15 protein-coding genes are annotated in these 13,397 nt (G+C 64.4%); all 15 read left to right on the top strand.

The annotated features are described in order from the left end of the window. Positions 1 to 25: 25 nt before the first annotated feature. The 15 genes from VHN57_RS10790 to VHN57_RS10720 all read left to right on the top strand — a co-directional run bounded on the left by VHN57_RS10790 (position 26) and on the right by VHN57_RS10720 (position 13,325). Positions 26 to 460 carry a PRTRC system protein E gene (locus tag VHN57_RS10790; protein ID WP_048575831.1) on the top strand — a complete coding sequence of 145 codons (435 nt, stop codon included), beginning with the start codon at positions 26 to 28 and terminating at the stop codon, positions 458 to 460. Positions 461 to 507: 47 nt separating this feature from the next. Continuing rightward, on the top strand, positions 508 to 714 hold the full coding sequence (locus VHN57_RS10785; RefSeq protein WP_048575830.1) for a PRTRC system protein C: 207 nt from the start codon (positions 508 to 510) through the stop codon (positions 712 to 714). Between the two features lie 154 nt (positions 715 to 868). After that, positions 869 to 1,879 (top strand): hypothetical protein, encoded by a 1,011-nt coding sequence (locus VHN57_RS10780; RefSeq protein WP_231923290.1) that lies wholly within the window; start codon positions 869 to 871, stop codon positions 1,877 to 1,879. A gap of 8 nt (positions 1,880 to 1,887) precedes the next feature. Then, positions 1,888 to 2,703, top strand: a complete 816-nt coding sequence (locus VHN57_RS10775) for a PRTRC system protein B (protein ID WP_048575828.1) — start codon at positions 1,888 to 1,890, stop codon at positions 2,701 to 2,703. Then, positions 2,700 to 3,362, top strand: coding sequence for a PRTRC system protein A (locus VHN57_RS10770; RefSeq protein ID WP_048575827.1), 663 nt, complete (start codon positions 2,700 to 2,702; stop codon positions 3,360 to 3,362). Before VHN57_RS10775 ends, VHN57_RS10770 begins: the two co-directional genes overlap by 4 nt. Continuing rightward, positions 3,352 to 4,110: a PRTRC system ThiF family protein gene (locus tag VHN57_RS10765; protein WP_048575826.1), complete on the top strand. Its 759-nt coding sequence runs from the start codon at positions 3,352 to 3,354 to the stop codon at positions 4,108 to 4,110. The genes VHN57_RS10770 and VHN57_RS10765 overlap by 11 nt, the downstream gene beginning before the upstream one ends. A gap of 168 nt (positions 4,111 to 4,278) precedes the next feature. Continuing rightward, on the top strand, positions 4,279 to 4,500 hold the full coding sequence (locus VHN57_RS10760; protein WP_048575825.1) for a hypothetical protein: 222 nt from the start codon (positions 4,279 to 4,281) through the stop codon (positions 4,498 to 4,500). 63 nt (positions 4,501 to 4,563) lie between these two features. After that, entirely contained in the window at positions 4,564 to 4,839 is a 276-nt protein-coding gene (locus tag VHN57_RS10755; RefSeq protein ID WP_048575824.1) for a hypothetical protein, read from the top strand. Next, complete coding sequence (locus VHN57_RS10750; RefSeq protein WP_048575823.1) at positions 4,836 to 5,108, top strand: hypothetical protein; 273 nt, start codon at positions 4,836 to 4,838, stop codon at positions 5,106 to 5,108. The genes VHN57_RS10755 and VHN57_RS10750 overlap by 4 nt, the downstream gene beginning before the upstream one ends. 64 nt (positions 5,109 to 5,172) lie before the next feature. Next, positions 5,173 to 5,652, top strand: coding sequence for a hypothetical protein (locus VHN57_RS10745; protein ID WP_048575822.1), 480 nt, complete (start codon positions 5,173 to 5,175; stop codon positions 5,650 to 5,652). Between the two features lie 20 nt (positions 5,653 to 5,672). Next, positions 5,673 to 6,911, top strand: a complete 1,239-nt coding sequence (locus tag VHN57_RS10740) for a hypothetical protein (RefSeq protein ID WP_048575821.1) — start codon at positions 5,673 to 5,675, stop codon at positions 6,909 to 6,911. 115 nt (positions 6,912 to 7,026) lie between these two features. Continuing rightward, positions 7,027 to 7,353, top strand: coding sequence for a hypothetical protein (locus VHN57_RS10735; protein ID WP_048575820.1), 327 nt, complete (start codon positions 7,027 to 7,029; stop codon positions 7,351 to 7,353). 178 nt (positions 7,354 to 7,531) lie between these two features. Continuing rightward, the gene (locus VHN57_RS10730; protein ID WP_048575819.1) at positions 7,532 to 12,688 is read left to right on the top strand and encodes a helicase-related protein; all 5,157 of its coding nucleotides are present in this window, start codon (positions 7,532 to 7,534) and stop codon (positions 12,686 to 12,688) included. Positions 12,689 to 12,750: 62 nt separating this feature from the next. Beyond that, positions 12,751 to 13,032, top strand: coding sequence for a type II toxin-antitoxin system ParD family antitoxin (locus VHN57_RS10725; protein ID WP_048575818.1), 282 nt, complete (start codon positions 12,751 to 12,753; stop codon positions 13,030 to 13,032). Continuing rightward, a complete protein-coding gene (locus tag VHN57_RS10720; RefSeq protein ID WP_048575817.1) occupies positions 13,029 to 13,325 on the top strand; it encodes a type II toxin-antitoxin system RelE/ParE family toxin in 297 nt (98 codons plus the stop codon). Before VHN57_RS10725 ends, VHN57_RS10720 begins: the two co-directional genes overlap by 4 nt. The last annotated feature ends 72 nt before the right edge of the window (positions 13,326 to 13,397 follow it).

The raw sequence follows: 13,397 nt of genomic DNA, 5'->3' as shown, positions 1-13,397 counted from the left end.
ACACTCCCAGACAAAGGATACCGACATGCTTGTTACAAGCCTGCTCCCGCTGCTCGTCCGCTATTCGCTCGGTCTCGACATGGTCGCCGGACCCGACGAGACCGTCACCCTGACGATCATTCCGCGTAAGGCGGGCCCAAAGTCTGCCGCGCTCGACGGCAGCGAGACCCGGCCAATCTCGATCACGGCCAGCGCCGAGGAGATCGATGCCGAATTGGCGCGCGGCGCGAACGGCGCGCTCGGCCAGCTCATCGCCACGCGCAGGACGCTCGCGGACCAGATTGCCGAGCAGCGGCAGGCGGACGAAGACGCCAGGGCCGCCGCGGCGGAAGCTGCGAAGGCAAAGGCCGCCAAGGCTGCGGCGACCAAGCCGCCCGCTCCGACCAGCCCTCCGAAGATCGAGACGCCGACCAGTCCCCCGGCTGACGCCAAGGCAGATGAACCCGCCACCCTGTTCTGAGCCGATCCGCTCGACCCGTTCCCTCATCACCAACCCGGAGATCTCATATGCAGGTTAATCAACTCACGCGCGCCTATCGCTACGACGGTATCGACCTTCCGGTGCCGCCGCATCTCGCGGGTGACCCGGATGCCCTGCGCGCCTATCACGCCACCCTCTACCCGGCGATAACAAACGCCGAGATGATCGACGTCGGCGTTTCGGGCACGGCGCACGTGACCGAATATCGCCGCGCGGTCGGCACCAAGGGCTGACCCATGCCGCACGCTAAACGCGCGGCTATCCCGGCCGCACCCCGCAAAAGCCTCATCGAATGGATCGAGAACGATGGCAACTCGGCTGATATCTCCCAACCTGCCTGCAGCAGTCAGGCCAAGGCGCTCCATGCGCGGATCCTCTCCGACCCCTATGACGGGAACCGCGAAACCCCGGAACCGCTTGCATGCCCGGCCGGCTTGCCCCTCCCGCCGCTCGGCTGACCTCGCGGGGCGCGCCGTCGCGATCTCGGCGGATGTCCCCGCGATATTCGATGCGCCGCTGCCGCCGCATCACAAGCTGATCGGCCGCTGGGTCGCCGCGCGGGAAGCGTCGTCGGGATTATACACGCGCGCCGCGGCCCGTCAGCATATCGAAGGCATTTTCAACGCCGCCGTGCTCGAGATCCTCGATCCCATCGAAATCGCCGACTTCAGGGTCGCCGTCATTCTCAAGGAGGGGGACGGCACGCCGGCGATTGCCGTGATCTGCCAGAACTTGGGCCAGATCGAACTGGGATGGATCGAAACCGGCGATGCGCCCATTCCCTGGCGCGCCGCCGCATACAGGGCGCTCGAGCAGTGCCTCGGCCGCGTCCTTCCGATCTTCAGCTACGAGGATCTCTTCAACGAGATATCTATCTACTATTGGGATGGCGAGACCGACGACGAACGCGCGCGGCAAAGCCTGATAGCCTATCACGGCGCGGACGCGGACGAGCTCGACGAACTTACGCTGCCGTCCGAAATGAACGCGCGTCGGCCCGAATGGATGATCAAGGAAAACGCGGCGCCTTCAGCGCGGCTCCCATCAGGCCTGCGGCAGAAACTCAAGAGATTTCACGCCGCGCACAAAGCTGTCGGCTCTCTCCGGCCCGAACGCAACGCATGGGACTTCGATCTCGAGGTCGCCTACGACTATATCCCCGGCATCGAGGAATGCTCGTCCCTTCCGCCGCTCACGCTCGTTCCCTTCGATCACTTCGCGCGCGAACTCGATGATGTCGCCCGCAACGGCATGGAGATGGGCTTCATGGAGGTCGCCGGGCTGTGCCCGCTGCGGGATGCACACCACATCGACGACTGGTTCGCGTCCGTACGGCTCGGCGCGGAATTCCTGCTCGCAGCACAAGAGCTGATCCAGGTCGATCCAGCCAAACTCTGAGGTGTCCAATGTCCGAACATTCTACCCAGTTCGAAGCCGCTGGCGGCGGCCTGGTCCTGAGGGGCGCGATCCTGCTCTACCGCAGCGAAGGGCCGCGCAATTTCAGCTCCTATGGTGCCCACCGCGGGGATGCGGGGGCGTTCGCCAGCATGCACGCGGTCGAGCATGACGACGAGGGCCGGCCGACGATAGCCGCGGGCGTTCCGCTCTCTCGCGCGCATCTGCGGCAATGGACCGAAGCCCTCGGGCGGACAGTCCGACCCGAACTCCTGCCCGAAAACATACTGGTCGCTCACCCCGACATGCTTGTCTGGTGGGTTCCCGAACAGGTGCGCCCCGCCTATTTCAACCTGTCGACGCGTTTGGCGGGGCTTCAGGTCCTGACGGAACGAACGGTCGTGCCGGTGCCCTATCCCGCACATCTGTTCATCGCCACCGGGTCGCGCCTCGGTGTCTACGCGCTGCCCGTGAACGAGCGTCCGACCGCCGACACGCGCGTGCTGCACTCACCGATCCTCAACGTCTTCGTCAATGGATCGCTTTGCTGGGGCAATATCCCGACACCGCGCGCGCTCGCCATTTCGTCCATCCCGGAGTTCGAGCGGGCGGTGTTCGACAGTTGGTCGACGCACCCAAATCCGGGACAGGAGTTCACCATCAGCGGCAAGGGCGGCCTCGTCCGGCTCTGGGACGGTCTTGCCGCCCGCCGTGCGAAGCGCTTTCCGATCAAGCGCCTCAAGCCGTTTGGCGCCGGCGCCCGGCAGGGACGGCGCTCATCGACCGAACCAGTAACCGTTGGCAGAATCATCGGAGGCGCGAAATGACCGCCTTGCTCGCCGACGATCCCACGGCTGCCGCGCTCCTTGCCGATGTGCCCTGCTATCCGGTCCCGCTGCATGGCGGATCGCCGGCGCTCGACGCACTACGCGCCGCTCGGGTCGGGCGCGGCCTCGCTGTCGGGACGGATGGCGTCCTCCTGATCCTGCGCCGTCCATGGCTCGCGCTCGACATTCCGGTCACACGGCCGATTGCGGCGCACCTGCCTTATGGTAGCGTCGGCGGCCCAAAGGCAGACCTGCGCTGCGGGTTCATCCCCGCGGGATTCCTCACATCAGTCCTCGAGTCGCTGCGCGCGGCCCTACCGAATGAAAGCGCGGCTTTTATTCTCTGGAACGAGGCCTCGCGCGAGTTCGCCCTGGACTTTCCCGTCATCGACGAGGCCACGCCCTCGCGCCTTGTCTATCGCACGCCGGTCCTGCCGCCCGATTGGCACATGATCTGCGACATCCATAGCCATGGCACCGGGCCGGCCTTCTTCAGCGCCACCGACGATGCCGACGACGCGCACGCGACGAAGATATCGCTCGTGTTCGGCCGGTTGGACCAGCTCGACGGTCCCACAAGAGCGTCGCGCCTCTGCGCCGGCGGCATGTTCCTGCCGCTGCCGCGCAGCCCATTTGCAGGAGACCATCATGCCGCCTGACACCAGCGCCCGCCACTATCTTCCAGCCGCATTCGGCGACCGCACGCTCAAGGTTCTGCTCATAGGCTGCGGCGGCAACGGCGCGCAGATGCTTATGGGACTCGCCTCGCTCGACATGGCGCTGCGCGAGATCTCCTCGCGATCGCTGCACGTCACCGTGGTCGACGACGATATCGTCACCGAGGCCAATCTCGGCCGGCAGCCCTTCTTTCGCTGCGATCTCGGCAATTCAAAGGCGCGGACGCTCATCGAGCGCATCAACCTTGCGCATGGCCTCGCCTGGAAGGCGGTTCACGGACGCGCGCCCGGCAAGGTCGGCGTCGACGGCGCCGATATCCTCATCACCTGTGTCGACACGGCCTCGGCCCGCCGTGCGATCGGAGCGGCGCTTGCTGATGAACGGAACGGTCCCGCCTATTGGATGGACCTCGGCAATCGCTCGAGTGACGGACAGTTTCTGGTTGGCTGCCCCGCACGGGCCGGCGCCAAGGTTCGCGCACGGCTTCCGACCGTACTCGAATATTTCCCCGAACTCGCCGACGACAGCGTGCCTGACGACAACGCCCCGTCCTGTTCTGTTGCCGAGGCGCTTGAACGCCAGTCGCTGTTCGTCAACCGCGTCATGGCGAGCCACGCCCTCGCGCTGCTGTTCGACCTGCTCGGCCGGGGCTCGATCGGCCATGCGGGCGGTTTCATCAATCTTGCCAGCGGGCAGGCGGTCCCGATTCCGCTGCCGCGCAACGACTGAAGCCGTATTCGCTCGGACGGCATGTCTTCGACGGCCTGCCGACGGCTCACCATCCGGAAACCGGCCGCCTTTGGGCAACAGCGCATCGGTGCCGCCGCTTTTTACCCCCGAGATGGCGCACTCACGGGTCGCGTTGACACCGCTGAGCGAGACTAAAGGAGAACAAATATGCCTCAATTTGAAGTCCAGGTGATCGCGCGGCTGTGGGTCAATCAACGTATCGTGATCAACGCACCAAATGCGGAAATTGCGGCGCAACAGGCAATCGAGACGGCCCGGGAAAGCCCCGCTGCTTGGGAGGTTCCCGGCGCGAAAGATTTCACCGAGATACTGATCGACCCGGAAGAACTGACTGATTTCGACACGGACGAAATCACGGTTGAAGGATAGCGGCTAGCTCCGCCCAAGTAGTCCCACCCGTCCCTGTTTCTCTCTTTTGGAAGGATAGTGTGCATGACGCCTATTACTGACGATAACTGGACACTCCACTATACGATTGGCCGCGTTCTCGCCGCCAAGGTCAAACCCGGCGATGTGGTTCACATGCCGGGCGGGGGCGGCGACCTGATCGTGCTCGGCGGAAGAGCGCCGCTGCGCGCCAACGACCGCGGCAGCATCATCGTCCGCTATGCCCTCGCCGGGGATAGTGACAGGTTCGAGACGCGTCCCGGCGCGGTTGGGATGGTCTGGATCAGCGCCGCCGGTGGCTGGTCGGAGCTACCGGCATGAAACCGCACCATGTCCATGTCTACACGACGATCCGGGTCAAGGTCGCGGTGACCGCGGAAGATCATGCGGACGCCATGCGGCAAGCGGCAGCGATCGTCGGGACAGGGATTTTCCCTGTTCGTCTCCTTCCCAACGCTGCGGCGGTGCTCGACGCGCAGCCAGCCGAAGAGATCACCAGCTTTCTGGTGGACGAAGCGGACGATCCGGAGTTCGAGAACAGCTGCTTCTACGATGCGGAATACCGCAGTCGCGAGGACTGCCCAACATGACCGAATGAAGGGGAGGAGGAAGGGAAAGGCGCTCCGTTTGGTGGAGCGGTCTGGAGCATCCCCCATGAAAATCGAACTACGGCGCATCTCCTACAATGCCGCGCTCTCGCAGGAAACCGCCGCTTTTGCAGCCGAGGTCTGGATCGACGGCGAGCTTGCCTTCCACGCACGCAACCAGGGAACGGGCGGGGCGGACTTCTATCGTCAGGTCGGCCGATGGACCGAAGCTGAAGTCAATGCCTGGCTGACGGCCAATAGACTCCCGCGCAGCCTTGGCGACGACCTCGCTTGCGATCATGATCTTGAGATCGAGGTGAGCGACCTTCTGATGCGCGCCGTCGAAGGCAAACGCCTCAAACGCCTTCTCCGCACCAATCTGATCGCGATCGAACGCGATCAGATCCTGCAATATCCGCTCCGCAAGCGGCCACTGGCGATCGTCACCCGCGCCGTGCGCGCCACCAATCCCGATGCCGTCATTGTCAACGACGCCGGCGACGATGTGTTCGCGCGCGCCCTGGACGTGCTGCTCGCCAGCCGCTGACAGCCCGGATCGGAACGCCGATGACCAACGACTTCGATCCCGCCGATGCGGGATGCTGGATGGCGCAAGGCCGTCCGGCCCACCACGCGCATGCGCTCGCCGACGCTTGGCGCCGCTTTCCCGACCTGCCGAACGACGCGCCCCTGGACGAGCGCATGGCGCGTGCCCGCGAGCGTGTTCAGGCGCTTCGCCCGCTCAACGAAGCGATCGGACTGGAGACCGAACGCCAGCGCCAATTCGCGAACTTCGCCTGCATCGAACGCCAGATTGCCGAGGGCAGCACCGACAGCCGCAATGCCTTCATCCTCCATGCCCGCGACGTTCGTGGTTATGATTGGGACGCCTCTTACGCCTATGCTGACGGTCGCTATGCTGCGGAGGCTGGATGGGAATCGCGTCCACCGTCACCATGCCGCGCGGGGGAACAGGACGTCCGCCGACCCGCCTACCACCAGGGCTTTCTGGATGGCGGCGGTCAGCCCGACGACATCTTCGATGCCGCGCGGCGGTCCTTGGCGGTCACCCCATCCGAGATCGCGCACCCTGAAAACCCGCGCGCCGCCCGGCCGCTTCCCAGCCAATGGCCAGGCCCGACCGATACCCCGGCGCCCGTGTCATGGCATCGCCGCCTGCTGCTGCTCGGCGCTTCGGAGCGCGAGACAGGCGCGATCGGCATCCTCGCGATGCTGAGCGAACGGCCCGGACATGAGGCTGCGGCCCAATATGTCATCAGCGCCGAAACCGGGCTGCATCCGCTATCCGGCTTGTCGGCCCCGCCACCCGGCGATGGCGCCGCGCTCCGCCAGATCCTGCGCCAGGGCGACTATACGGACATCCTGATCGTCGCCGACGATGCGGAACTCGACCGGCTCGATGCCGATGCCGATATCCTGCCGCTCGCGCGAACGATGGAGCGGACCCGCAATTCGGTGCTCCAGCAGCGCGCGCAGTTTCGCCTCTGGCTCGCCCGGGGCCGCGCGCCCGGCGACCAGTTCGCCGCCGGCCATATCCGGTGGTCCAAAATGGCGGCCGGGCTGTCGGGACGCCTCGGGGATTTCACCGCGCGCTATGCCGGTCCGGCGCGACCTCGCGGCCACCGCATCGTGATCGAGGATGCGAGCGGCGATCTCGCCCATGGCTATCGCACGCCGTTCGGCGAGAAACTCCATCCCGAGATCGTGATCGGCAACAAGGCGCATGCCCGAACCGCGATGGCCGACCTGCTGCGGCAATATGCGGCTTCGCTTCGCCTGGGCTGATCCCGCATTTCCGGCCCGGCGGGACATAAACGCAGATGCCGCCTTTCGAGCAGACGCGTCATGGATGGGAAGGGGGAGGAGGATTGGCGGTATTTTCGACGAAGGACTTCCGCCAATGAACTCTGCCCTTGCCAACGAGCTTGACGCCCGAGCCGCCGAAGGCCGGCATCCGGTCACTCTCAGCCAAATCAAGCAGCAGTTGCGCGATCTGGGATACGCGCTCGATCGCACCCTCGACTGCCGCTCAATCGCCCGCATCATGACGGGGCCCCGCGCCGGACAAACCTACCCCAGTCTCTCGACGGGGATCAAGGAAGCGGACACCGGACGTAGCGCTTTCCACGTCGATGCCCGCCGCGACACCAAATTCCGGATGCTTCAAAAGCTTCGGTTTGAGGTCGGCCTCTATACCGTCCTCAAAGGGGCGATCCTGGACCTCTGATCGAAACCGCCCGGCCTCCCATCGATCACGCAGCGCCAGGGGCAGTCAGCCAAATCATTGCCAACCGCGCACGTAACAAGCCCGCTTGAGCCGCCGCTCGGCGTGAGGCCGCAGCCCCCCTGACATCCGACCGGGCCGCCACGCCGCGCCCGCAAGACCACCGAAAAGGAAGCATTCCATGCGAAACAGTGCATCCGCGCTGGCTCTCCAGCTGTGCCTCGACTTCGACCAGCCGGTCGCGCCCGCCAAGCCAGCCGCCCCCGTCGATCCGGAGCCGACGCTCTTTTCGGCAACCATCGTCGACACCGCCCGGCCGCCAGTCGAGGCAGCTATTGATTTCTCCCTATCGGCGGGGCGGACCCTGGCGTCCTCATGGAAGGAACGCGCACGCGACAATGTCGAGGCGATCCGGCTGCTGAACCTGCTCGACCGCGAAGGACGGTCCGCATCACCGGCCGAGCAGCAGGCGATTTCCAGGTTCATCGGCTTCGGCGCGTCGGAACTTGCCAACAACATGTTCGCCCGCCGCGGGAAAGAATATCGCGAGGGCTGGGAGGAACTAGGGCAGGCCCTGGTCGCCGAGACGACCGATGTCGAACTCCAGTCTCTCAAACGCGCGACGCAATATGCGCATTACACCCCCGAATACATCATCCGCGCCATGTGGGACGCTGCCCGGACCCTCGGCTTTACCGGTGGGCAGGTTCTGGAACCGGGGTGCGGCAGCGGCCTCTTCATGGGGCTCCGGCCGGATGCATTGTCGCAGGACACGCTGTTCGTGGGCATCGAGAACGATCCCGTCACCGCTCGCGTCGCAAAAGCGCTCTATCCCAATCAGGTCATCCGCTGCGTCGATTTCGACAAGGCGCCCCTGCCCGCCGACTTCGACCTCGCGATCGGCAATCCGCCCTTCTCGAACCTCACCATCCAGAACCGGACCGAACTCGGTAAGCTCGGCCTGTCGCTTCACGACTATTTCATCGCCAAATCGCTCGAGCATCTACGGCCCGGCGGCATCGCCCTGTTTGTGACATCGCGCTATTCGCTCGACAAGAGCGATCCCAAAGCCCGCCACCATATCGACGGCATTGCCGATTTCCTCGGCGCGGTGCGCCTTCCGGGCAAGGCCATGCGGCAAGAGGCGGGCACGGACGTCGTCGTCGATATCCTGCTTTTCCAGAAACACACCCCCGATGCCCTTCCACGCACGCAGAACTGGATCGAGCTGGCCGAGATCCCCGACAGCGACGAAGGTTTCGGGCCGCTGCGGATCAACCGCTATTTCCTCGACCATCCCGATCATGTGCTGGGGCGTCACGAATGGCGCAGCGGCCAGTTCGGCATGGACTATAATTGCGCGGCCGACCCCGACGCAGACCTCCCGGTCGTCCTCGCGGCCACCTTGTCCGCGATCGCATCGAAGCACGCGGGCGCCTGCAAGCCGCTCGAGCGCACCACATCCCTGCGCGACATGCCAAGCGCCACCCTGGATGTGCAAGTCGGCACCGCCGCGGACGAAGCCGAGTTCAAGGAAGGCAGCTATCTGGTTTCCGGCGGTGTCCTCCACCAGATCATAAATGGCACCCCGACCGTGGTCGGCGTCAAATCCGGCCGCGGCGGCGCTGGTCTGTTTCCCAAGCACGCGGCTATCATCAAGGCCCTCATCCCGATCCGCGATACGGTCCGCGCGATCCTGCGCGCGCAGTTGGGCGACCGGCCCTATGATGCCCTTCAGCAGGCGCTGTTCACCCACTACCGGCAGTTCGCGAAAAAATACGGTCCGATCAACCGCCCCATCACCAGCATCCGCACCGATCCGGAGACAGGGGCCGAGAAGGAGTATCAGCGCCGCCCTAACCTTCAGCCCTTCCTCGATGACCCCGACGTCTGGCTGGTCGCTTCGATCGAGACCTATGACGAGGCGAGCGACACGGGCACGCCCGGTCCGATCTTCACCGAATGCGTCGTCAAGCCGCCGGTAACCCATGAAATCCATTCGGCGCAGGATGCCCTGGCGCTATCGCTCCATGACCGCGGCCGCGTCGATTTGCCCCTGATCGCTCAGATGCTCGGCGTTACCGAAACCGAGGCGCTCACCGATCTTGCGGGGGACATCTATCTCGACCCCGTCCGCAGCACACCGCATTTCGATCACTGGGTCACGGCCGACGAGGTCCTTTCCGGGCCGGTTCGCACCAAGCTCGCCCTCGCGCGCGAGAAAGCCGGGACCGATCCGCGATTTTCTGCTGTCGCCACCGCGCTCGAAGCGGTCCAGCCGGTCGATCTGAAGCCCAGCGAGATCACCGCGCGTCTCGGCGCGCCCTGGATTCCGGTCGATGTCATCGAGGCGTTCATCCTCGAAATCATGGAGGTCGAGACCCGGATCCTCCATACGGTGGAGCTGGCGAGCTGGACGGTCGACAAGGCCCCGTTCGCCGGGCACGTCAGTTCCTCCTCGACCTGGGGCACAGCCCGCCGGAGCGCGGCGGACCTGCTCGAAGACGCGCTGAACTCCCACATTCCCAAGATCTACGACGTCCACCGCGACGCCGACGGTTCGGAACGCCGCGAGCTCAACGTCGTCGACACCGAAGCGGCCAAAGAGAAGCTGGCGAAGATCAAGTCGACCTTCGAGACCTGGGTCTGGCAGGAGAGCGAACGCGCCGATCGGTTGGTCCGCATCTACAACGATGCCTACAACAATCTCGTGCCCCGGAGCTTCAGCGGCCAGCACCTGAAGCTGCCGGGCGCGTCGACGACGATCCGCATGCGCGATCACCAGAAGCGCGTCGTCTGGCGGATCATCGCGTCGGGCTCGACCTATGTGGCCCATAGCGTCGGCGCGGGCAAAACCTTCAGCCTCTGCGCCGCAGTGATGGAGCAGCGGCGTCTCGGCCTCGCCAACAAACCGATGATCACGGTGCCCAACCATTGCCTCGCGCAGATCGCGCGCGAGTTCCTGATGCTCTATCCCACCGCGCGCATCCTGGTCGCCGACGACACGAACTTCGTGAAGGAGAAGCGGCAGCGGTTCCTGGCGCGCGCGACCACGGGCAATTGGGATGCGATCATCATCACGCATGATGCGTTCAAGTTCGTGCCCACGCCGTCATCTTTCGAGAAGCAGCTGATCGAGCACCAGCTCGACAGCTACGAGGTGCTGATCACCGGCATCGACAGCCAGGACCGCGTGTCGCGCAAACGCGTAGAACGCCTGAAAGAAGGACTGAAGCAAAGGCTGGAGAATCTCCAGTCCCGCAAGGATGACCTCGTCCATATTGGCGAGATCGGCATCGACCAGATCGTCGTCGACGAGGCCCAGCAGTTCCGCAAGCTGACCTTCGCCACCAATCTCGGCGACCTGAAGGGCGTCGACCCGGTCGGCTCGCAGCGTGCCTGGGACCTGTTCGTGAAGAGCCGTTATCTCGCCGGGACCAATCCCGGACGCGAACTGATCCTGTCATCGGGCACGCCCATCACCAACACGCTGGGCGAGATGTATACGCTGCAGCGCTTCATGCAACCCGACGAGCTTCACGCCAAGGGCCTGCACGAATTCGACGCCTGGGCGTCTGCCTTCGGAGACACCCGCACCGAACTCGAACTCCAGCCGAGCGGCAGCTACAAGCCCGTCACCCGCTTCTGCGAGTTCGTCAACGTCGCCGACCTGATGGCGATGTATCGCAGCGTCGCCGATGTCGTCTTGAAGGATGATCTGCGCCAGTACGTCAAGCTCCCCACCATCAGGGGCGGCAAACGGCAGATCGTCGTCGCGAAATCCGGCGCGCCGTTCAAAGCCTATCAGCGGGTGCTCGCCAAACGCATCCAGGCCATCGAGACCCGCGGCGGCCGGCCGCAAAAGGGCGACGACATCCTGCTGTCGGTGATTACCGATGGCCGCCACTCGGCGATCGACCTGCGGTTCGTCGACGCGGATGTCGGCAACGAGGAGGGCAACAAGCTCAATCTCCTGATCGAGAATGCTTATCGTATCTGGGAAGAGACGGCCGACTATCGCTACATCGATCCGGAAACCGGCAAGCCGTATCCGCTCTCAGGCGCGGTGCAGATGATCTTCTCCGATCTCGGCACCGAGGCCGCGCTCGAAACGCGCGGCTTCTCCGCCTATGTCTGGATCCGCGATCGGCTTGTCGCGATGGGCGTGCCGGCCGAGCAGATCGCCTTCATGCAGCATTACAAGAAGAACAGCGCCAAACAGCGCCTGTTCAACGATCTCAACCAGGGGCGCAAGCGGTTCGTTCTGGGATCGACCGCGACCATGGGCACCGGCGTCAACGCGCAGCAGCGCCTGAAAGCCCTGCATCATCTCGACGTTCCCTGGCTGCCATCCGATATCGAGCAGCGGGAAGGGCGCATCGAGCGCCAGGGCAACCAGAATGACGAGATCGAGCTTTACGGCTACGCCACCAGCGGCTCGATGGACGCGACCAACTGGCAGATGCTCGAGCGCAAGGCCCGCTTCATCAACATGGCCATGTCGGGTGACCGCTCGATCCGGCGGATCGAGGACGTCAGCTCCAACGTCAATCAGTTCGCGCTGGCCAAGGCTCTCGCGTCGGGCGACGACCGCCTGATGAAGAAGGCCGGGCTCGATGCCGAGGTCGCACGGCTCCTGCGCCTGCGCGATGCCCATGTCGACGACCAGTATAATATCCGCAGGACCATCACGCGAACGACGCGCGAGATCGAGGACTGCCACAAGCAGATCGCCAGGCTCGAGGCCGATCTTGCACATCGTGTTCCCACGAAGGTGGATGAGATCCTCTTCGATTGCGACGGCACGATGATGACCGATCGCAAGGCTGCCGGCGAACGTCTCCTCGGATATGCGCACCGGATGCGGAAAGGTCGCGCCGAGGCGCGCTGGACGCTCGGCACCTTCAACGGCATCGGCCTGGAACTCTCGGGCTACGAGGCCCTCGACCCCGATGGACGGCGCTACCTCTGCACCGTGATCGCGATGCAGCATCACGGCGAGCACGCCGACTTCGAGGTGACCGAGAAGACGCGGCCGAGCACGGTGATCGGCCGGATCGAGTCCTCCATCCGCGATCTCGACACGGATCTCGCCGTCGTCAGGGCCAGTCTCGAAGCCAACGAACGGCGTCTTCCCGCCTTCGAGGCTCGCTTGGGGCAAGCATTTCCCGACGCCGCCCTGCTCGACGAAAAACTCAACGAACTCGCCGAGCTCGAGGCCGAGCTGGCGAGCACCAAGGGCGAGTTCAACGCGGACAATGACGGTGACGCGCCGCTGCCCCCGCTTTTGGACGGCGCAGGCACGCCGGTGCCACAAGAAGCCGCCGTTGCTGCCTGATGCTCACATCGGTCTGGCTATCAATGGCAATTTGTGCCATTATGACCTCAGGAGATATGTCAATGGCGTCCATGAATGTTTCATTGCCCGATCCGATGCGCGATTATGTCCAGAAGCGCATCGACAAGGGGCACTATGCAAGTGTCAGTGACTATGTGCGCGATCTAATCCGTCGTGACCAGGCGGACACGGAGAATGAACAGCGCTGGCTGAGCTCGCTTGATGCTTCAGTCGAGGAAGCGGTAGAGGAACTGGAGAGCGGCGGCGGCCGTGAGCTCGGGGCCTTCTGTCGGGAGCTCACCTCCGAAATCGAAGCTCAAGGCCACCAGACCCCGCTTCAATGATTGTCATACTGGCGTCGGCCGCCCAGCGCGATCTACGCGCGATCGGCCGCTACATCGCGCAGGATAATCCCTTGCGCGCAGTCTCCTTCATCGCAGAGCTCGAGAGCGCCGCACAGGGCCTTGCCGAGATGCCACAGGGCTTTCCGCTGGTTCCGCGTTACGAACGATACGGTATCAGACGCAGGTCCTATCGCGGCTATGCTTTACTCTATCGTGTCGCAGGCGATCGGATAGGTGTCGTCCGAATCCTTGGACCAGGACAGGACATCGACCGGGCCTTGAACCTACTTTGAGATGAGCGGCGCGCACGAAGCGCCCGTGCTGTCTGCTGTCAATGCTGCGGTTTGTCGGCATGAAACATTATG

This window comes from Sphingobium salicis subsp. salicis, assembly GCF_049472635.1.
In the GTDB taxonomy this organism is placed as follows: domain Bacteria; phylum Pseudomonadota; class Alphaproteobacteria; order Sphingomonadales; family Sphingomonadaceae; genus Sphingobium; species Sphingobium yanoikuyae_A.
The sequence above is the reverse complement of the archived record's forward strand: the minus strand, read 5'-3'. Positions and strand labels throughout refer to the sequence as shown.